A 19,896-nucleotide genomic window follows, 5' to 3' on the forward strand; every position below is an offset into this window, starting at 1 on the left:
TCTTTGAATATAACAAAGAAGAAGAAATGAAGAAAATCCGGGCCGATGAATTCCGTATTGGAAAAGCGGAAGGAAAAGCAGAAGATGTGCTTGCTCTGCTGAAGGAACTGGGGGAAATTCCGGTTGAGCTGCGAGAAAGAATTCTTTCAGAAACCGACCTTGAACTTTTGAACCGGTGGCTTAAGCAAGCGGCAAAAGCAGGAACTATACAGGAATTCATAGAAAAGGCCGGACTGCCGGACATCTTCTGAATCTTTGTGTAAATTCATGCTTCTATCATATAACCTGTCCTCCGGCTTGCCCTGTATACATGAGTAGTAAGAAAAACTGTAAAAAAACAGATTTTATTGTTGACAAAACAGATTTTGTTATGCTATACTAGCTTTCGGTGACAGCGAGAGTCACCAGAAAACGCTGCTGTGGCTCAGTCGGTAGAGCGTCGCATTGGTAGTGCGGAGGTCATGGGTCCGATTCCCATCAGCAGCTTGTAAGAAGCCCGTATTTTACGGGCTTTTTTCATGTCTGAAAATAAGCAAGATTCTATTTATCTTATTTAGAATAGCATTTGCTAGTGAGAGTTTGAAAATTGCTTTCTGCAAGATGTGCGTCACAATTTGTGGGGAATTTGTCCCAGATTTATGAGGCGCAGAGGGCTACGTTGATTGAATTTGGGATAAATTCCACGCAAAGTGGGGATCCTGCTAAAGCAGGCGTGCAGATTGCGGAATGAATTTTCAAACACACTTTAAGGTTATTGTATTGGGATATTATGTTTTTAATCGTAAGCCTCTCGATATTCTTGTATATATTTCTGTCTTTTTATTTCTATATAAGGATCATTTTCCGGATTGTAATAATAAATATAGTTGAAAAAATCATTTAATGACATATTTGAAATATAGTTATTTTTTCGCACATGTTTAATTATTCCTGATAGCTCTAATTCTTCAATTGCTTCTTGCCTTCCATCGATAAAAAATAAATTTGTGTACTGTTGAAGTACAGCCAATAATCCAAAATACGCATACCTGTAATCATAACTGCTTTCTGTTAGATATGAATTTAATGTTTCAACAGTCAACATAAAAGAATTACTTTTTATTATTGAATCCAAACCATCTTTACTATTATATCTATAATCAATGTTATAGTTAGGTGCTGGAAAGTAAGTAACATTTTTGGTTATATGCAGAACTGTAATTTTTTTTTGCCTAAATTGTTTTGATGAGGTGCTATTTCCATAAATTATAGAAATCTTGGAATATAGAAATCTTGGTTCTGGTCGATATATGGTATGTTGGTTGCCCATTTTAAGGAAGTCCATTAGACCGGTAATTAATACATTTATTACTTTAAAGAAACAAGTATGAAATTGATTATTATTTTTAAGTCGGATACGAGAATTTGTTCTCTTGACGGAATAAACTCGTGTAGAATAAGGTTCCCTTTTGGTTAATGGAGATTCCATGATACCTGCCGTATCTATGTTTCTTAATAAATTTTTATTACTATTCTTTTGTAATCGCTTTCGCATAAAATCCCCCTTCTTGTTATATATTTTGCAGAATATTTAATGTCAATTTTTAGCTGTCTATTTTTACGAGATAAAGCAATCATATCAAAAATAAAGTTATAAGAAATCTCATACGGGTCTTTACAATAGAACATATGTTCTGTATAATATATGCCAGGGGGGCGATGTTTATGGAGACTAATAGAGTGTATTATATTATTGAAAACCACAGTATGATTAAAAAGGTGAGCATTATTAAATTCATTGGTGGGCTTTATACTATAAGTATCGAAGGAACATCCAAATTTCTCCGTGTGCATCCAAGCAGGATTTATACCTCCTATACGGATGCTTCCGATTCCGTTGAAGCAGACAATAAAAATACGGACCTGCATCGGAAAAAGAATGGACAATTACTGTGAACTTTATTATAACACAATCAAAGGAATACTAAAGTTTTGTAAACATTTAAGTTCCAATTCTGATTAAAAAGTAAAAGTGCCTTCCCATACTACGCCTCACGGCATAGGGAAGGCGCTTTTTTTAGTTATAAATCCGGCCTGCAAAGTAACTGCCCATACTTACTGATGGAACAGCATACGCTTGGAAAACGCATTCCGGTATTCGCTTGGTGTCAGCCCCGTGAGTTTTTTGTAGAATTTCATGAAGTTATGGCTGTCGGCAAAACCCAGGGCGTTGCTGATTTCCAGGATAGTCATATTGGTGTCCGTCAGCATGAAATTGGCCTCGTCAATTTTGGCCTTCATTATGTATCGTTTCAGAGACACGCCCGCTATGGAACTGAACATATGGGAGAGATATTTTTCGTTGTAGCCGAAGGAACGGGCGATGTCCGATACCCGTATGTTTTCCTGGATATGGCATTTGATATAGTCCAGGATATCCTGAAACATCTGCCGTTGGGTTTTGGTCGGTGCTCCCAGATTGAATTGTTTGAGATGCTGGTTATGGATTTCGCACATGACCAGAGTGGTCATATAATCGATGGTCAGCCGGTCATAGCGGGAGCGGACGGCATCCTGGAGCTGTTTCATAAGGACAATGATTTTTTCCGTGTTCAACGTCTGGCAATATTGGGGAATCAGCAGCCGGATATTGTTTTCCGCCAGATAACCCAGGGTTTCCGGCGAACCGTCATCGGGAATTACAAGGGAGACGGGATGCCGGGAGGTGAAATGCATCCAGTAAAAACTGCAGTCGGAGGGTTTGAAGCCGCGGCGGAGATTAAAGGGGGGCTGGCCGGGAGGCAGAAGAAGGGTTTCGCCGGTGTTGACGGTAAAATCCTGGTTTTGGTAAGAGATATAAAGCGGCCCTTTGGATATGACAAAAAGTTCATAATCAAGCAAATCGGCTGTCTCATGGACCCAATTGGGAGAGAGCGCTTCAAATTTGCCGGTATAAACATATTCAAGAGGTTTATCGATTGTAAATTCATAAGCCTTCAAGAACCGCGCCCTCCTTTCTAAATGGCAGCCTGAAATGTAACTGTGAAGGTACTGAACAGGCAGTCTGAAATTTAACACCCCAGGTGTATCTTTATCCTGTCTTAAAATAAAAAGAATGGTCCGTATATCTGTTATACAGATTTCGGACGGACGTAATTAAAACGTAAAATAGCTAAAAGAGCAGGAAAGAAAAGAAATTTCTTATTGGTAAGAAATGGAAATTAGTAAATAATGCATAAAAATAGTATATAAAAGGCTGTTAAAATGTACAAGGTGTATAAAGGTTAGGTTGGGTGTAAAAAGGTTGTGGATTTCCGGGTGTGAAAAGGAAGCTATAACCTTTTTACACTTAATGTATCTTTATGACATTTACGAAAAGGGAAGGGGATTATAAGATATACCCATAAAAACCGGTGCAGTTACAAAGGATATATTCAAAATGCACGATAAAATAAATCAGTACCGGCAGATACATAATAAAATAAGACCAATAAAATGCCGCTGAAAAGCGGAGCATACAGCTCTTTTTCGGGGATGGGAGTTCGGCTTCCCCGTCAGGGCACGGGAAAACCACGGGGAACGGATCCGGATAAAAGGATGCTTACCGGTGAAAAAAGGAAATAACACGGCTACCGTGAGATTTCAAAATAAAGAATGGAGGAAAAAGGATGAAAAAGAAAGTATTGGCACTGGTGCTTTCCGCAGCAATGCTTGCAGGTCTGCTGGCAGGCTGCGGCAGCAGTTCAAGTACGGGCGGTACGGCAGGTACGGGCACGGGCGGCACGGAAACGGCAGCTCCTGCGGCGGAAGGGAACGGCAGTGATGCGTCCGCATCCACCGGGGAAGTGGTAAAGCTGAAAGCGCTGATTATTTCCCACTCTTTGACTAAGGATATCACGGAAATGAAATGGGTTTCCGAAATCGAGGAAAAAGCAGGTGTGGAAATCGAATGGGAACAGATCCGGGCCGATTGGGAAACGGTAAAATCCACCCGGTTCGCCGCGGGGGATATTCCGGATCTTTTATTTAATGCAACGGCGGATTCCGATTATACCAAATATGCCGGCCTGTTTACGGACCTGACCCCTTACATAAGTGCGGAAACCACGCCCAACATCACGGCTATGTTTGAAGAAGAGCCGGATACCAAGACCCTGGCGACCACAATGGAAGGAAAAATATTCGGGCTTCCCAAATTCCAGGGGAAATGGCCTTCCACCAATACGGTTATGTTCATTAATCAGGAATGGCTTACGAATGTGGGAAAAGAAGTACCCACTACCTTTACGGAACTGAAGGATGTGCTGAAGGCCTTTAAGGAACAGGACGCCAACGGAAACGGGGATCCTGACGATGAAATCCCCATGGACTTCAATGCAGGGGCCAACAACGGCTGGTTCAACAGCGCCTATTCCATGACAAATCTCGTCGGCTCCCTTGGCATTCAGCTCACGAACTGGGGCACAGATGCCTATTTTGCGGAAGACGGACAGATCAAATGCTATGCGGTGGACGAGCGTTACAAGCTTTTCATTAAATATGTGGCAGACCTTTACGCGAACGGCCTGATCAATACCAACGCGATTTCCAACGATTATTCCGCTTTCCAGTCCTTATCCCGCGGTAATGAAAACGGGGAGGCGCTGGTGGGATGTGTTTTCGGCTGGGAGGAAACAGATAAATTCGGGCCGAACCTTTACAGCCAGTATGTGCCGGTTCCTGCTTTGGACTATGATATTGACTGCGAACCCGGAACCTATGATACACGCTGGAGAGATGACTACACAGGACTGAACATGTCCGGAAACCGGGTATGCGTCAGCGCTAACTGCAAGGATGTGGAAGCCGCAGTACGGTTTATCGACTGCTTCTACGACCCGGCGGTATCCGTACAGGGCCTCTTCGGCGGCATCTCTGACGGCTGTGTGGAGCAGACTGGTGACAACAGCTTCAAGGTGCTGGATCCCCTGGATCCCGATACGGATCCCGGTACCTGGAAATGGACCAGCACCATGGCGGACAATGCGCCGATGTATATCCGCAGAAGTACGGAAATCGAAATGGCACAGGATATGACCTTTGCGCTGGAGGAAAGAAAAGTATACGACGACGTGATTGCCAAAGCAAGCGAATCGGATACGTATCCTCAGATGTTTATGAAATACTCGGAAGAAGATCAGAATACGATGGCTCTTACCCAGGCAAATATCAATAATATTATTGATAACTACTGGTCCCTGTGGATGACAGGGGAATCGGACATCGATGCCGACTGGGACAGCTACGTGAAGAGCGTGAACGACGCGGGCCTTCCTCAGATACTGGAAATCAGGCAGAAAGCCTTTGATACATATCTGGGAAAATAAACCCGGACGGACCTGAATAAAAGAACAGATAATGTAACAGTTCAGACAGGTGGGATGTGTTTTTTGCATCCCACATTCTGTATGAAGGAAGGGTGATCGTATGAGCGCTACGTCTAAGGGAATGACAGTTCCTAAAAAGAATGCTCCGGCCGGAATGAAACAGGGATTCCAAAAATATCTCCAGCATAACTGGCAGCTGTGGATTATGCTGTTTCCCGCTATGCTGTATATTCTGATTTTCTGTTATGTTCCCATGTATGGAATCCAGCTTGCATTCCGTGAATACAGCTTTACAGCAGGAATTACGGGCGGTAAATTCGTCGGCATGAAATACTTCAGGCAATATTTTGAGAGTCCTATGTTCTGGACCACTTTAAAAAACACATTCGTCATATCTGCGACCAGTATTCTCGTAGGCTTTCCGGCCCCGATTATCCTGGCTATGGTAATCAATCAAATCCGCAGTCCGAAGTGGAAACGTACGGTGCAGACAACCGTTTATATTCCCTATTTTATATCCGTTGTAGTCCTGGTATCCATGCTTAACATTATGTTTGCCAATGACAGCGGGGTGATAGCTAATTTTTTAAAGAGTCTTCTTATTGTTTCCCGGGATACCAACATATTGGGAAAAGAATCCTGCTTTGTGCCTCTGTATGTGCTTTCCGGCGTCTGGCAGACCATGGGCTGGAACAGTATTATCTTTATCGCCGCCCTGTCCTCCGTGGATACCCAGCTGTACGATGCCTGCAGGATTGACGGGGCCAACCGGTGGCAGACGATGATACATATTGATTTTCCGGCTATCCTGCCCACAATCATGATTCTGCTTATTATGAATATGGGCAATATCCTGAATGTCGGGTTTGACAAGGTCTTTCTGATGCAGAACAGCCTGAATCTGGGAGCCAGCCAGGTTATTTCCACCTATGTCTATACCGTGGGCATCAAATCCTCACAGTTCAGCTTCGGTGCGGCTGTGGGCCTGTTTAATACGGTGATTAATTTTGTATTCCTGCTGGTAACCAACTTTATTTCCAAACGCACCACCGGCACCGGATTGATGTAGGAGGGAGAGATTATGGCAGATAATAAAAAAAGCCCTGAAAGGGCGGGGAAAAAGTCCTTTAACTGGCCGGACAGAATATTCGGTGCGATGGTTCTTATCCTGAGCATCCTGGTATTTATCGTTATTGCTTATCCGCTGTGGTTTATTATCATTGCGTCCATCAGCAATTCCAATCTGGTGAACCTGGGAAAGGTTACCTTCCTGCCAAGGGACATCCGTTTTTACGGATACCAGCAGATAGCAGACGACAGCCGTATCTGGATGGGGTATGCCAATACCATATTCTATGTGGTTGCGGGAACGCTTCTGAATATGGCGGTTACCATGCCGGCGGCCTATGCCTTATCCAGAAGAGATTTCAAGGCAAGGAACAAGGTGATGTTTTACTTTGTTTTCACCATGTTCTTCAGCGGCGGGCTGGTCCCCCTCTATATGACCGTAAGCTCCCTGGGGCTGATTTCCACCAAGACCATTCTCATTGTGTTTGTGGCGGTCAATACCTATAACCTGATCATTGCAAGGACGTTTATTGAAAATTCCATTCCGGAGGATTTGTATGAGGCGGCGGTACTGGACGGCTGTTCCCATTTCAATTATTTTATCAAGGTGGTCCTGCCCTTGTCCAAGGCGGTGATTTCCGTGCTGATCCTGTATTATGCGGTATTCCACTGGAATGATTTCTTTAATGCGCTGCTGTTTAACAGCAATGCCAAAAATGCCCCGCTCCAGATTATCCTGCGGGAAATCCTTCTGCTCAACCAGGCGTTCTCCAGCGGTGTGGGAAGCGTACAGGGCGGCTATGCCCAGGGGGCCGCGGATCAGGTAAAATATGCGGTTATCATAGTATCCACCCTGCCGATTCTGTGCGTATATCCTTTTATCCAGAAATATTTTGAAAAAGGGGTGATGATCGGAGCGGTCAAGGGGTGAAAAGAATGCGCGTTTTTCGGCGCGTTGGGGGAAATAGTTGAGACAATAGCGGTTTCGGACCGCTGATTCATATAGTATCGCAGGCATGCCCGCGATAGGCAGGGGGATAAAAATGGACAGATTGAAGGATTTCCAATACCGGAAGGTAGAACTTAAAAACAGCTTGTGGGAACGGCAGCGCAGGGATACGGCAGAAACCTACCTGTCGATACCCAATGATTCTTTTCTTTACTATTTCAGGAAACTGGCAGGGCTGGAGGCTCCCGGAGAGGGGCTGACCGGCTGGTACGGAAACGGAGCGTCCACCTTCGGACAGAAGCTGGGGGCCTTTGCCAAGCTCTATGCGGTGACAGGGGACTACCGGCTGAAAGAAAAGGCGGTTTATCTGGCGGATGAATGGGGGAAATGTGCCGAAGCGGCTCAAAAGGTGATCGACTGCAACGGCACCTATGTATATGAAAAGCTGCTGGGCGGCTTCCTGGATATGTATGAATATCTGGGGTATGAAAAAGGGCTTGTCTGGTGTTCCCTTCTTACAGACAGCGCGGCAGCGCGGTTTAAAAGGGACATTCCCAGAGACGGGCTGCAGGGACCGGAATTATGTGACAATGACATGATCGAGTGGTATACACTTCCGGAAAACCTCTACCGTGCCTACCGGCTGACCGGGGATCAGAAATACCTGGATTTTGCCAGGGAATGGGACTATACGTATCTGTGGGATAAGCTGTGCCGCAGAGACACTTCCATAGGCCCCAGACATGCCTACAGTCAGGTTAACAGCCTCTCCAGCGCGGCTATGGCCTATGAGGTGGCCGGAGAAAAAACCTATCTTGAGGCCATCGAGAACGGGTATGAAGAAATTACGGAAAAACATACGTATGCTACAGGAGGCTATGGTCCCGCAGAATGCCTGTTCGCTGAGGAAGAGGGCTTCCTGGGAGAAATGCTGAAGGATTCCTGGGACCCCACCAAAAGAAATGCTGTCTACCGCAATTTCGGAGGCGGATATGTGACCCGCAACGATAACTGGGGCAGCTGCGAGGTTTCCTGCTGTGCCTGGGCTGTGTTCAAAATCTGTAATTATCTGCTCCGGATAACCGGAAAAGCAAAATACGGCGCATGGGCCGAGCAGATGCTGATTAACGGCGTGGCGGGCCAGCCGCCTATTGATTCCCAGGGGCATGTCATGTATTATGCGGGATATTTTGTGGACGGTGCGGTAAAGAGCGTCCATGACAGAAGGCTGCAGGGCAACGGGGCCAATTTTGAATGGCAGTGCTGTACCGGGACCTTTCCCCAGGATGTGGCGGAATATGCAAATATGCTTTATTATACGGACGAAGATGGGATTTATGTATCCCAGTATATGCAGTCCAGGGCGGCATTTACCGTCAGCGGGGAAGAGGCGGTTCTGGAGAACTGTTCGGATGAGGATATCGCCCCTGTGCGCAGGTTCCGTATACAGGAAGCAGGCAGCAGCCCCTTCCGGATTTGCTTCCGGGTGCCTCATTGGGCCGGAGGGGAAAACCGGATTCTGGTAAACGGCGAGGATTCGGGGCTGAAGCCGTCTCCGGATACCTGGGCCGTACTAAAACGGGTGTGGAAGGAGGACGATGTGATTACCGTAATCTATCCTTTCCGCCTGGAGTTTAAGCCGGTTGATGATAAAAATAAGGATATCGCGGCACTCTGTTTCGGGCCGGCAGTGCTGGCTGCGGACAAAATGACCCTGTTTGACGGGGATATGGAAAAACCGGAAACCTGGATTACCTGTGTGGAGGAAAAGGAAATGATTTTCCGTACCCTTCCCGGGCATGTATGTCCTTATCCCCAGGAAGTGAGGACCTTCCGTCCCTATTACAGGCTGCCTGTCATGGAGTGGTATTTTATGTATGTGCGGTTTCGCACACAAACGGGGGAAAGGGGATAAGGGTGGTTCCAGACTGTCAGGGCGGTGTCGGCCGCCCTGCGGACTGCGGGCATAAACAGGGAAAATATTCTTTTGGAAGATTTGCTTTCCTGTGTTATGCAATGGCATGCCTGCCTTTTATTTTCTTTCTTATATTACTTATTACTGTCTAATCCATTTTCTGCCCGCTTACTCTACATGAATTTCTTTAGAAATAATAGCCTTGTCTGCAACACTGCTGTCCATTCCTTCCTGTTCCATTTGAAGACAATCATCATAATTATCAAAAATAAAGATGTACAAAGTTTTTATCTCTTTCCCCTGAACGGCAAATCCGGATCTGCCCGCCATTTCCGTATCCAAGTAAAGCATTTCCCCATTCTGGTTAAAACAAATAGTCTGGCAGGGTTCATAAGACCACCCAAGAAGTTCTAACATCTCTGCATCTGTCAAATCAGGATCTTTTGAAAGCAGCTTTTCCCTCCTGTCGTCTGTCAGTTCTCTCTGTTCTCCCGGTGTTGTCGTATGGACAATTACCTGATACGGAGATATCACTATATCATCAAGCGTAATATTTCCTTTTTTCTCACCTACTTCAATCGTCTTTACATCTGTTCCATTTACCTCAAATGGAAGGACAACATTCCAGACGCCATCCGTCCAGTGAGATGCCGAAATTTCCTCGCCATCAAGCATCCTGTCATCATCATAACCAAGACCGTTTACATTTAGGTCAAGTTCGCCGCTGCCTACAAATTTCTCCGCTAGATTTATCTTCAGAATACCTGCAAATGTATGGCTGTCGATTACCTCTCCCTCAAACGTATTTTCGAGCCATTCAGGTGAACTTCCATCCACACTCCATGTTCCGCCTATATAAAATCCTGCGGCTGTCCGATTATCTGCGGCATTCATGCCTGTATAATGTTCCGGAATATGAGTAAAATCTGCCTCTTCTGCTTCGATATTTACCGTAAGGAATATGGAATATCCATCACAGTAGATTTCTGATACCGTCAATGTAATTCCTTGATCAGATACAGAATAATCCGATGTATCCAAATTACCAGCATGATCCTCATTCGTTAAAACCGTTTCCTTATCCGAATAATCACCTGAATATGTGACATTATCCTGAACCTTCTCAAAGATTTTTCCAATCAAGGGAATCTTAGCTGCAAGCGCCGGATTATAATAACCCAGACCGCCAATTCCAATAATCGCAGCAGCCGCAGCAGCAGCTGCAAATTTCCCTATTTTGCTAAATTTCTTCATTTTATACTTCCTCCTTCTATGTATCCGGATTTCTCTGGTACTTATTTCAGGAGCAAGGGCTTGCTTTAAGATTTGATCCAATTTTTCATCTGTCATATCCTATCGCCTCCAATTTTTCCTTTAACTGCTTTTTTGCTTTCCGCATCCGGCTTTTAACAGTTCCCTCCGGCAGGCCGAGAATTTCAGACACTTCATTGATCTGCATATCCGCTGAATAATACAAATAGATCGGTATTCGGTATTTCTCAGGAAGGGATGCAACGACTCCCTGAATCAAGTCTATCTCATTTTGCTTCAATACAATATGTTCTGGAGAAGCCTCATTGTCATGCTCGGAAACTTCATATCCCTCATCAGACATCTCATCTATACTGTCGATCGGAACCAGCCGCATCCTGTTTGCATATTTTTTCTTCTTATTTTTCCAAAGATAAATTGAGGTGGATAAGGCATAACTCTTTGTATTCTGTGTAGAGTCCAGCTTTTTCTTTTTCTCCAGCAGATTGAGCATAGTGTCCTGATACAGTTCATCCCCGTTTTCCACATCTCCGGCTGTTATCCGACAAAACCGCAGAATATCCTTTCCAAACTTCAGGACAAACCGATCGAATTCATCATTATTCATAGCCGCCCTCCTCCTTCTTCTTTCAAGTCGACTTGCAAAGATTTGCCCTTGCATATATATATTGTCATGACACCGGAAAAAGTTTTCACATTCTTGAAGAATTTTATCATTTGGTCAAATAACAGAAGGAAAAAGATTGACAAATATACATGCCAATGATAGGATAAAACTAAAATGAAACGATTCATACAATACCCGGATCGATTGAAGCAGGCAGTGCTTTCTGTCTGCTTTCTTTGAAACAACGGATGGCTGGCGGACCTTGCCATCCGTTGTTTGGACATAAGGATGGTCCGCGGAACGCAGCGGCTGTTCTTCAGACAGGTTATACAAAAAGGAGGATACGTATATGTTTATGGGAAGTCTGGATTCCCTGCCCCTTTTACGAAGGGGGAAGAGCAGGGCAATTAACTGGGAGAACCGGACCGGGGAAAAAGGAAAAGGGGGAATGGCAGCCAGCGACCTTGGCCCTTCCAGGAAAGGGTCACCCTGTATTCCCTGCCTGGAGCCGGGAGAAACGGTGACCCTGGCGGAAATGGACGGTCCCGGCGTGGTTACGCATATCTGGATCACGGTAACGGACCGTACCAGCGACAGGAACCGGTATATTCTCCGGGATCTGGTACTGCGTATGTATTGGGATGGCGAGGAAACCCCCTCCGTGGAAAGCCCGCTGGGCGATTTTTTCTGCTGCGGTTTCGGGGTATCCTATCCGGTGAATTCCCTGCCTGTGGCTGTTAATCCCACCCGCGGCTTTAATTCCTATTTTCCTATGCCCTTCGGGAAAAAAGCGAAAATCACCATTGAAAACCAGTGTGACGAAGCGGTGAATGCTTTCTTTTACCAGGTGGACTACTGCCTGCTTGAGGAGCTGCCTGCTGAAACGGGATATTTCCATGCCAGCTGGAGACGGCAGCGCCTCACGGAAAAGGGAGAGGATTATGTCATCCTGGACGGAGTGAAAGGCCGCGGCCAGTATGTGGGAACCTATCTGGCGCTTACAACCCTGGAGAGGTACTGGTACGGGGAAGGGGAAGTGAAGTTCTACATAGACGGAGATGAAGAATACCCGACCATCTGCGGGACAGGGACGGAGGATTATTTTGGGGGAGCCTGGAGCTTTGCTACCCAGGAAAACGGGCGGACGGTGGAAAATACCTTTTGTACCCCGTTTCTCGGGTATCCGTATTATTCCCACCATGATACGTTCCTGCACAACGACTACCATAACGACGATCAGATGCCCCAGCGCAGCTTTTACCGCTGGCATATCGCGGATCCGGTATTGTTCGAGGAGGATTTGAAGGTGACCATCCAGCAGATTGGAGTATACCATGGGGGCCTTTTTGAACGCCAGGACGATGTGGCGACGGTGGCCTACTGGTATCAGACAGAGCCGCATCAACCTTTCGGAAAGCTGATGGAGCGGAAGGAACGCTGGCCCAGGTGAAGGTAAGCAGCCGGCAGGACAGCCGGATAAAAGATAATCTACTATAGAAAAAGGAGCGGCTGAATGAGCGAGAAATTAGACAGGGCAAGAGCCTATGAGGAGGAGAAGCGGACACAGACACCGGAGGGGTCAAAATGTGTGTTCCATCTGACGCCGGCAGTGGGCTGGATCAATGATCCCAACGGTTTTTCCCGGTATCAGGGAGAATACCATCTGTTTTATCAATACCATCCCTACAGTACCGTATGGGGGCCTATGCACTGGGGACACCAGAAAACAAGGGATTTTATCAAATGGGAGCATCTGCCCTGCGCATTGGCGCCGGATACGGGATACGACGGGCAGGGCTGTTTTTCCGGCAGTGCGGTGGAGCATGAAGGAAAGCACATCCTCATGTATACAGGGGTGCTTGACCGGATGGAAGATGACGGAAGGCATACCCTCCGTCAAACCCAGTGTATCGCCGTGGGGGACGGGATCAATTATGAAAAGCTTCCTGAAAATCCGGTGATAACCGCACAGGCGCTGCCGGAGGGAAGCTCAAAAGAGGACTTCCGGGATCCCCGGATCTGGAAAGAAGGGGATACGTTTTACGCCGTGGCAGGCAGCCTGGGAGCGGACGGAAGCGGGCAGATTGCCCTGTTTTCCTCCGCGGATGCCGGAAAGTGGCGGTTTGAATCCATTCTGGATGCCAATGGGGGCCGGTACGGAAAAATGTGGGAGTGTCCGGATTTCTTCCCTCTGGAGGACAGCCAGATACTGATCGTCTCTCCCCAGTTCATGCATGCGGAGGGACTGGAATTCCATAACGGTAACAACGCCATCTATTTTGTGGGAAGCTATGACCGTGAGAAAAAGAAATTCCTACGGAAAGAGGCACGCAGTGTGGATTATGGTCTGGATTTCTACGCGCCCCAGACGGTGGAAACCGCAGACGGACGAAGGGTGATGACGGGCTGGCTGCAAAGCTGGGACAACTACCTGACGCCGGAGGAATTCCCGTGGTCGGGGATCATGAGCATTCCCCGGGAGCTGGAATTACGGGATGACAGGCTGATCCAGAATCCGGTGAGGGAGCTGGAGCGTTACCGTCAAAACGAGGTATCCCATAAGGGGGTAACATTGTCGGAAAAGGCGGGAAAGACAGAGCTGGAAGGCGTCCGGGGAAGAGTGCTGGACATGACGGTGGAGGCGGATGTGAGCCGGAGTGATGCCCTGACCCTTCATCTGGCGGCAGGAGAAGGTTTTGAAACCACCCTGTCTTATGAAAAGGGAAAGGGGACGCTTACCACGGACCGGACCTACAGCGGCCTGAAGAAGGATCTTCTTTGCACCAGATCCATGTATGTGGATGCCAAAGAAGGAAAGCTGAAGCTGCGGCTGTTGATGGATAAATACACGCTGGAGGTATTTGTCAATGACGGGGAACAGGCGATGAGTTCTGTGATTTTTACGCCGCCGGAAGCGGAAGGCATAGCTTTTTCCTGTAAAGGGGAGAGTTCCTTAGATCTTGTTATGTATGAAATTATGGTGTAACCGATTCGGCAGAGGAAAGCGAGTTACGACAGAAGGCGGTATGGCCCCGGAAAAGGGCTGTACCGTTTTTTTGTCCGGTGAGTTTACTGTAGCCTAATAAAACGGGCATACCGCCATAAAAGCGATATGCCCGTTTCTAACTCTCTGTTTTTCCATTGCTATAGGCAGAGCACTTACTGTGCCGCTCCGCCCTGTTCCGCCGCCTGTTGCTGCTGTAATGCATAGGCATTCTGCAGCGCCGCGATCTGGGCGTTCAGGCTGTCAATTTCCTGCTGCGCCTGGTTGACGGAATTCTGTGCCGCCGCCTGGGATTCCGGATCGGCGGCCGCCGCAAACTGCTGCTGGGCGCTTGCCAATACTGTCTGGGCATTCTGAAGGGCGGCCTGCAGGTTGGCCATCTGGATATCATAATTAGCCAGCATATTCCTGGCATCCAGCTCCAGCCGCTGCTGGGCAATGACTGCCGCCGCATTGGGATCTGCCATAAAGGCGGCATCATGAGGACACTGGGTGGAAGAGCCTTCCGCAGGAGTGGCATTGCCGCTTAAGGCGGCGTCCAGAGCGGGTGTCATAGTTACCGTACCGGGTACCTGGAACGGGCAAAGCTCTGTGGCAGGCAGGCCGGAATATTCACATACGCTGCCCTGGTAATGCACATCACAGGTTTCCGTAGGAACGGTGCCTTTGGCGAAATATTCCGTTTTCAGCGTTTCGTCACACATACCGGCGATAGGAAGCTTGCCGGACTGGGAGCAAACGGTTGCGGTTACGATATCGGCAGGGACATTGAAGGCCTTGTTTTCCAGGTTTTCATGGATTTTGCTCATGGCCGCTTTCCAAAGGGTTTTGGCCAGGTTACGTTCCCCGGTTTTCCCGGAAAGCTTGGCATTGTTGTCATAGCCTGTCCATGTGGTACAGGTGTAATAAGGCGTATAGCCGGCAAACCATACATCGTTATAATCCGAAGTGGTACCGGTTTTCCCGGCGATGGACATGCCGCCGAAATTCACGCTTGTCCCGGTACCGGAGGTAACGACATCCACCATGGCGTCTGTGAGAAGGAAGGCTGTGCTTTCCTTGATTACCTGACGGGTTTCCCCTACGGTATTGTCAATAACCACATTTCCGTCATGATCCACTATTTTGGTATAAAGCTTGGGTTTGATATACGTTCCGCCGTTGGCAATCGTGGCATAGGAGGCATTCAGCTCCATATTGGTAACACCATAGGTAATACCTCCCAGAGCCAGGGACTGGGTAATATCGGAAAAAATCTGTCCGTTTTTTTCTTCGCTTCTTACCAGCGTGGTAAAACCGAAATTCTCCAGATAATCAAACCCTTTATCGGGGGTAATGGTTGTCAGGGTCTTTACCGCGATGATATTCAGTGAATCCCGGATACCATCCCGCAGGGAACAGATGCCCCGGTAACCGGAACTGTACCAGTTGGATACCGGCCTGCCGTTGGCATAGTTGAAAGGCGCATCTACAAACACATCTGCCAGAGTAAGTCCCGCGCTGTCTAAAGCGGGCGCATAGGTGGAGACGATTTTGAAGGTGGAACCGGGCTGTCTGGTAGTGGAGGTTGCACGGTTTAAGGTACGGTTGGCCTCCTTGGCGCCGCGGCCGCCCACGATAGCTACCACATTTCCGGTGGACTGATCCTCAATGGTCATGGAAATCTGAGGCTGGGGTGTCATGGAAATACTCTCCGCCAGTACCTCATCCCCATCCTGGAGAAGGGAAGCCTTATAGGTTTCTATCGCCGCATATGCGTCTTCCTGGGAGGAAAAAAGCAGGGGATATTTTTTATCGTTTCCGTTTTCCTTCAGGTATTCCTCCAGCATTTCCTTGCTGTAGTTATCGCTTTCCCCATTGGAATGCTGGATGGACAGCTGGTAGTTCAGATACCAGCTGGTACCCTGGGGATAATTTTCCTCATTGGAGCATACTTCATCACAAATAGACTGGATCGTGGGATCCTGGGTGCTGTAAATCTTGAGGCCGCCTGTATAAAGCATGGAAAAGGCCTGTGCCTCGGAATAGCCGGCGGCTTCCAGATCATCCATGACAGCTTCGGTCAGGGCGTCCACAAAATAAGAATTAACAGCGGTTTCCCCTGTCTCTTCGTTAACGGTCTGAATGCGGGAATAGACATCGTCCGCCAGCGCTTCGTCGAATTCGGACTGGCTGATATATCCCTGCTCCAGCATGTCGTTGAGCACCTTTTCCCGACGTTCCGCATTTTTTTCCGGATGGGTAATCGGGTTATAACGGGAGGGGTTCTGGGTGATAGCGGCAATGACGGCGCATTCGGAAAGGTTCAGTTCATATACATTTTTCCCGAAATACCGTTTGGAAGCAGCCTGTACACCCAGGGTGTTCTGCCCTAAATTGATGGTATTCATGTAATTTTCCAGGATTTTATCCTTGTCCATCTGGTTTTCCAGCAGAATGGCCAGATACTGCTCCTGGATTTTACGTTTGACTTTGACGGCAAAAGCTTTTTCACTTTCGCTTGTCCAGCTGGTAAGAACGTTATTTTTGATGAGCTGCTGGGTGATGGTGCTGGCGCCTTCGGAAAAATGTCCGGACGTAAGCCCGATAAAGCCGGCACGGATAATACCTTTGATATCAATGCCGTTATGCTCATAAAAACGTGAATCTTCGATTGCCACAAAGGCGTGGGCAAGATTTTCAGGGATTTTGTCCATGCTTACGGGCACCCGGTTGGAGCCTTCCGCATCCAGCTTGGCAATCTGGTTCCCCTCCGCGTCGTATACAAAGGTGGAAAAACCGGTGGGGGATACGTCGATGTTGGAGATATCCGGCGCAGAAGCCAGGATACCCTTGACAACGCCCAGTCCGCCGCAGATCCCGATAATACCTGCAGCGAGTATCACAAGCAGAATGGCTTTAAAAAAGGTAAGAGCAAAACGTTTGCCCCATTTTTTTGATTTGGAACGCAGTGCCTTTTTTTTCTTGGCGGCACCTCTTTTGCCATAATTCATGAATTATGCCTCCTTAAGATAAACAGGAAGTTTCATGGAAAAGGTTCCATAAAAAACAACCTGTAATGTCCCATTTTGGGGCCATTTCAGGCAGGTCCAAAATGGCATTACCTATCTGATTATAGCAAATATGGGCAGGTAAATAAAGGTTTTTCTTCCATATTAAGAATTGTTCACAATATTACACACTTTTAAACATGGGCCGGAGGCTTGCCGCCGCTGCGTTTTTCACGGCCCGTGCAGTAAATGCACAGTACTCCGTGACCAGTAGCCAACTGTTACACCTGTTGCCTTCTGCCAGAAAAACTACATGTACATCGCAGGGGATGGTGTGATAAGATAAGACTGACAGGAATTATGAGGTAACCGTTCAGACGGATAGGAACGGTTGCATTCCGGGAGGTTCTTTATGGAAAAGAAAGAAAACAGGGAGAGATATCTGCCATATCGGTGTGTGCTGGAAGGCGGAACCGGTGAGATTGTGGAGAAGAAATCGCGCTTTCTGGCTACGGTACGGAAGGTGGAAACGGAAGAAGAAGCGGCGGCGTTTATTGAGGAAATGAAGAAAAAGTATTGGGACGCCTCTCATAACTGTTCCGCCTTTGTGCTTGGGAGGAAGGCGGAGCTGACGCGCTGCAGTGACGACGGGGAACCTTCGGGGACAGCGGGGCGGCCTATGCTGGAGGTGCTGCTGGGAGAAGGGATCTGCAATACGGCCGTGGTGGTGACACGGTATTTCGGCGGCACGCTTCTGGGGACCGGCGGACTGGTCAGGGCCTATGGGGCGGCGGTAAAAGCCGGGCTTGAAGGAAGCCGGGTGGTTACCATGCGCTATGGGACCCGGCTGCGGATTGGGTCGGACTATTCGGATATCGGCCGGATCCAGTATCTGTTAGGGCAGCAGGGGCTTCCCCAGGAAAACGCGCAGTATACGCAGCGGGTGGTCCTGGAAACCGTTGTCGCCGCGGAAGGGGAGGAACGGCTGATAAAAGAACTGACGGAGGCGACCGGCGGAAGAGCCGTGCTGGAAGCGGTTGGCAGATACTATTTTATTGACAAAGAGTAATGGTAACGTTATAGTGAATGAGTATTAATTTCCGAAAGGTGGTGGTTTTTTATGAAGAGCAAAACGGCAGGCAGTAGTGATGTTCCCGTCCCCGGGCGAAGTTGCAGTCAAAATAGGATTACAGGTAAGGCGGGTATGGGGCTTTGCGGGAAAGCTGCCGGACGTGCCCGGATGGGGGCAGGTCCATGCCTGAAAGCTGTCATGACACCGCCGGAAGGAGATTGTCATGGAAGAAAGCAAGGTAATAAGAGAACTGCTTGACAGCAAGCAGTATACGAGACTCCGCCAGATGCTGTCGGAGCTTAACGATGCGGATATCGCAGTGCTGCTGGAGGAACTGGAAGAACAGGATATGCTGAAGGTATTCCGTATTCTTCCCAAGGATCTGGCGGCGGATGTTTTTTCTTATATGGATGTGGATAACCAGCAGTTTATCATTACGTCCCTGTCCGACAGGGACGCGGCGAATATCGTGGATAACCTGATGGCTGATGATGCGGCGGATCTTATGGAAGAGATGCCGGCTAACGTGGTAAAAAAAATCCTGGCAAATGCCAGCCCGGATACGAGAAGGGATATCAATCATCTGCTCCGTTATCCGGAGGATTCCGCCGGAAGCATTATGACGGTGGAATATGTGGATCTGAAGGAAAACCTGACGGTGGATGAGGCGATAGCCAGAATCCGCAAAATCGGGGTGGACAGTGAAACGATCAATATCTGCTATGTCCTGGACGGCCGGAGGAAGCTGGTGGGAACGGTGGCCCTGCGTTATCTGCTCCTGAGCCAGCCGGATGAGGTGATTGCTGACATCATGCATGAAAACGTAATCTCCATCAATACCCTGATGGATCAGGAGGAGGTTGCCAGACAGTTCCAGAAATATGACTTTACGGCCATGCCGGTTGTGGATAACGAAAACAGGCTGGTGGGTATTATTACCGTAGATGATATCGTGGATATTCTCCAGGAAGAGGCTACGGAGGATATGGAAAAGATGGCGGCTATCGTGCCCAGCGATAAGCCTTATATGAAAACAGGGGTGCTGGAAACCTGGAAAAAGAGAATTCCGTGGCTGTTGCTGCTGATGGTTTCCGCGACCTTTACCGGACGGATAATCGCCAGCTATGAATCGGCGCTCAGCGCCTGTATGGTCTTGTCCACCTTTATCCCCATGCTCATGGACACGGGCGGAAATGCGGGAAGCCAGGCCAGTGTCTCCATCATCCGCGGTATTTCCCTGGATGAAATCCGGTTCCGGGATATGCCGGGCGTGATCTGGAAGGAAGCCAGGGTGGCCCTGCTTTGCGGCATTACCCTGTCGGCGGCTAATTTTATCAAGCTGATGCTGTTTGACCGGGTACAGGCGGCGGTGGCGTTTGTTATCTGCCTGACCCTGGTGGTAACGGTGTTTGTGGCAAAGATTGTGGGCTGCAGCCTTCCTATGTTTGCCAAGAAAATCGGCTTTGACCCGGCGGTTATGGCCAGTCCTTTCATAACCACCATTGTGGATGCGCTGTCTTTGGTGATTTATTTCCAGATAGCCACCGTACTGCTGCATTTTTAACAAAAGACGGGGTGTAGATAAAAAAGTCCGGCGCCACCTGCCCCTGCTTCCCTGTGGGGCCTGCTGCCCTGCAAGGATTCCTGGAAGGGGCGTTATAAGCACGCCGGTCC

15 protein-coding genes, 1 tRNA gene and 1 pseudogene are annotated in these 19,896 nt (G+C 48.0%); 11 read left to right on the forward strand and 6 right to left on the reverse strand.

The genetic code is table 11. The features are described 5' to 3' along the window. Together DXA36_RS31645 and DXA36_RS31650 are read left to right on the forward strand one after the other, a co-directional pair. Positions 1-251, forward strand: a pseudogene (locus DXA36_RS31645) (hypothetical protein); the annotation flags it as partial. Positions 252-413: 162 nt separating this feature from the next. After that, positions 414-486, forward strand: a tRNA-Thr gene (locus DXA36_RS31650). A 63-nt stretch (positions 487-549) separates the two neighbouring features. Here the strand turns inward: DXA36_RS31650 and DXA36_RS34345 are convergent. Continuing rightward, on the reverse strand, positions 550-636 hold the full coding sequence (locus DXA36_RS34345) for a DUF6783 domain-containing protein (protein WP_334295111.1): 87 nt from the start codon (positions 634-636) through the stop codon (positions 550-552). A gap of 139 nt (positions 637-775) precedes the next feature. Next, complete coding sequence (locus tag DXA36_RS31655) at positions 776-1,534, reverse strand: hypothetical protein (protein WP_118683459.1); 759 nt, start codon at positions 1,532-1,534, stop codon at positions 776-778. Positions 1,535-1,704: 170 nt separating this feature from the next. Between DXA36_RS31655 and DXA36_RS31660 the strand changes: the two genes are divergently transcribed. Beyond that, a complete protein-coding gene (locus tag DXA36_RS31660) occupies positions 1,705-1,935 on the forward strand; it encodes a hypothetical protein (RefSeq protein ID WP_147366671.1) in 231 nt (76 codons plus the stop codon). Positions 1,936-2,094: 159 nt separating this feature from the next. Here the strand turns inward: DXA36_RS31660 and DXA36_RS31665 are convergent, their stop codons facing one another. Further along, entirely contained in the window at positions 2,095-2,979 is an 885-nt protein-coding gene (locus DXA36_RS31665) for an AraC family transcriptional regulator (protein ID WP_147366672.1), read from the reverse strand. A gap of 668 nt (positions 2,980-3,647) precedes the next feature. Between DXA36_RS31665 and DXA36_RS31670 the strand changes: the two genes are divergently transcribed. From DXA36_RS31670 to DXA36_RS31685, 4 genes are all read left to right on the forward strand, one after another. Further along, the gene (locus tag DXA36_RS31670) at positions 3,648-5,345 is read left to right on the forward strand and encodes a DUF3502 domain-containing protein (RefSeq protein ID WP_118683465.1); all 1,698 of its coding nucleotides are present in this window, start codon (positions 3,648-3,650) and stop codon (positions 5,343-5,345) included. A gap of 100 nt (positions 5,346-5,445) precedes the next feature. Then, complete coding sequence (locus DXA36_RS31675; protein WP_118683467.1) at positions 5,446-6,414, forward strand: ABC transporter permease; 969 nt, start codon at positions 5,446-5,448, stop codon at positions 6,412-6,414. Between the two features lie 12 nt (positions 6,415-6,426). Further along, positions 6,427-7,344, forward strand: a complete 918-nt coding sequence (locus DXA36_RS31680) for a carbohydrate ABC transporter permease (RefSeq protein WP_118683469.1) — start codon at positions 6,427-6,429, stop codon at positions 7,342-7,344. A gap of 112 nt (positions 7,345-7,456) precedes the next feature. Next, a complete protein-coding gene (locus DXA36_RS31685) occupies positions 7,457-9,277 on the forward strand; it encodes a beta-L-arabinofuranosidase domain-containing protein (RefSeq protein ID WP_182479349.1) in 1,821 nt (606 codons plus the stop codon). Positions 9,278-9,445: 168 nt separating this feature from the next. Here the strand turns inward: DXA36_RS31685 and DXA36_RS31690 are convergent, their stop codons facing one another. Continuing rightward, a complete protein-coding gene (locus DXA36_RS31690) occupies positions 9,446-10,627 on the reverse strand; it encodes a DUF4179 domain-containing protein (RefSeq protein ID WP_243114783.1) in 1,182 nt (393 codons plus the stop codon). After that, a complete protein-coding gene (locus tag DXA36_RS31695) occupies positions 10,617-11,156 on the reverse strand; it encodes an RNA polymerase sigma factor (protein WP_118683473.1) in 540 nt (179 codons plus the stop codon). The genes DXA36_RS31690 and DXA36_RS31695 overlap by 11 nt, the downstream gene beginning before the upstream one ends. A gap of 349 nt (positions 11,157-11,505) precedes the next feature. Between DXA36_RS31695 and DXA36_RS31705 the strand changes: the two genes are divergently transcribed. Both DXA36_RS31705 and DXA36_RS31710 read left to right on the forward strand, forming a co-directional pair. Then, a complete protein-coding gene (locus DXA36_RS31705; protein WP_118683477.1) occupies positions 11,506-12,606 on the forward strand; it encodes a glycoside hydrolase family 172 protein in 1,101 nt (366 codons plus the stop codon). A 63-nt stretch (positions 12,607-12,669) separates the two neighbouring features. Next, a complete protein-coding gene (locus tag DXA36_RS31710) occupies positions 12,670-14,142 on the forward strand; it encodes a glycoside hydrolase family 32 protein (RefSeq protein ID WP_118683479.1) in 1,473 nt (490 codons plus the stop codon). A gap of 173 nt (positions 14,143-14,315) precedes the next feature. On the opposite strand, the gene DXA36_RS31715 is transcribed toward DXA36_RS31710, so the two are convergent. Continuing rightward, positions 14,316-17,153: a transglycosylase domain-containing protein gene (locus DXA36_RS31715; protein WP_118683481.1), complete on the reverse strand. Its 2,838-nt coding sequence runs from the start codon at positions 17,151-17,153 to the stop codon at positions 14,316-14,318. A 409-nt stretch (positions 17,154-17,562) separates the two neighbouring features. Between DXA36_RS31715 and DXA36_RS31720 the strand changes: the two genes are divergently transcribed. Both DXA36_RS31720 and mgtE read left to right on the forward strand, forming a co-directional pair. After that, the gene (locus tag DXA36_RS31720) at positions 17,563-18,219 is read left to right on the forward strand and encodes a YigZ family protein (RefSeq protein ID WP_118683482.1); all 657 of its coding nucleotides are present in this window, start codon (positions 17,563-17,565) and stop codon (positions 18,217-18,219) included. A gap of 226 nt (positions 18,220-18,445) precedes the next feature. Next, entirely contained in the window at positions 18,446-19,786 is a 1,341-nt protein-coding gene (gene mgtE / locus DXA36_RS31725; protein ID WP_118683483.1) for a magnesium transporter, read from the forward strand. Positions 19,787-19,896: the final 110 nt, after the last annotated feature.

The organism is Eisenbergiella sp. OF01-20, assembly GCF_003478085.1.
Classification (GTDB): Bacteria; Bacillota; Clostridia; order Lachnospirales; family Lachnospiraceae; genus Eisenbergiella.

Coding starts and splice junctions, on each gene's coding strand:
- DXA36_RS31675 (WP_118683467.1), top strand. CDS start 5,446: ATGAGCGCTACGTCTAAGGGAATGACAGTTCCTAAAAAGAATGCTCCG.
- DXA36_RS31705 (WP_118683477.1), top strand. CDS start 11,506: ATGTTTATGGGAAGTCTGGATTCCCTGCCCCTTTTACGAAGGGGGAAG.
- DXA36_RS31715 (WP_118683481.1), bottom strand. CDS start 17,153: ATGAATTATGGCAAAAGAGGTGCCGCCAAGAAAAAAAAGGCACTGCGT.
- DXA36_RS31685 (WP_182479349.1), top strand. CDS start 7,457: ATGGACAGATTGAAGGATTTCCAATACCGGAAGGTAGAACTTAAAAAC.
- mgtE (WP_118683483.1), top strand. CDS start 18,446: ATGGAAGAAAGCAAGGTAATAAGAGAACTGCTTGACAGCAAGCAGTAT.
- DXA36_RS31655 (WP_118683459.1), bottom strand. CDS start 1,534: ATGCGAAAGCGATTACAAAAGAATAGTAATAAAAATTTATTAAGAAAC.
- DXA36_RS31695 (WP_118683473.1), bottom strand. CDS start 11,156: ATGAATAATGATGAATTCGATCGGTTTGTCCTGAAGTTTGGAAAGGAT.
- DXA36_RS31710 (WP_118683479.1), top strand. CDS start 12,670: ATGAGCGAGAAATTAGACAGGGCAAGAGCCTATGAGGAGGAGAAGCGG.
- DXA36_RS31660 (WP_147366671.1), top strand. CDS start 1,705: ATGGAGACTAATAGAGTGTATTATATTATTGAAAACCACAGTATGATT.
- DXA36_RS31720 (WP_118683482.1), top strand. CDS start 17,563: ATGGAAAAGAAAGAAAACAGGGAGAGATATCTGCCATATCGGTGTGTG.
- DXA36_RS31680 (WP_118683469.1), top strand. CDS start 6,427: ATGGCAGATAATAAAAAAAGCCCTGAAAGGGCGGGGAAAAAGTCCTTT.
- DXA36_RS31670 (WP_118683465.1), top strand. CDS start 3,648: ATGAAAAAGAAAGTATTGGCACTGGTGCTTTCCGCAGCAATGCTTGCA.
- DXA36_RS31690 (WP_243114783.1), bottom strand. CDS start 10,627: ATGACAGATGAAAAATTGGATCAAATCTTAAAGCAAGCCCTTGCTCCT.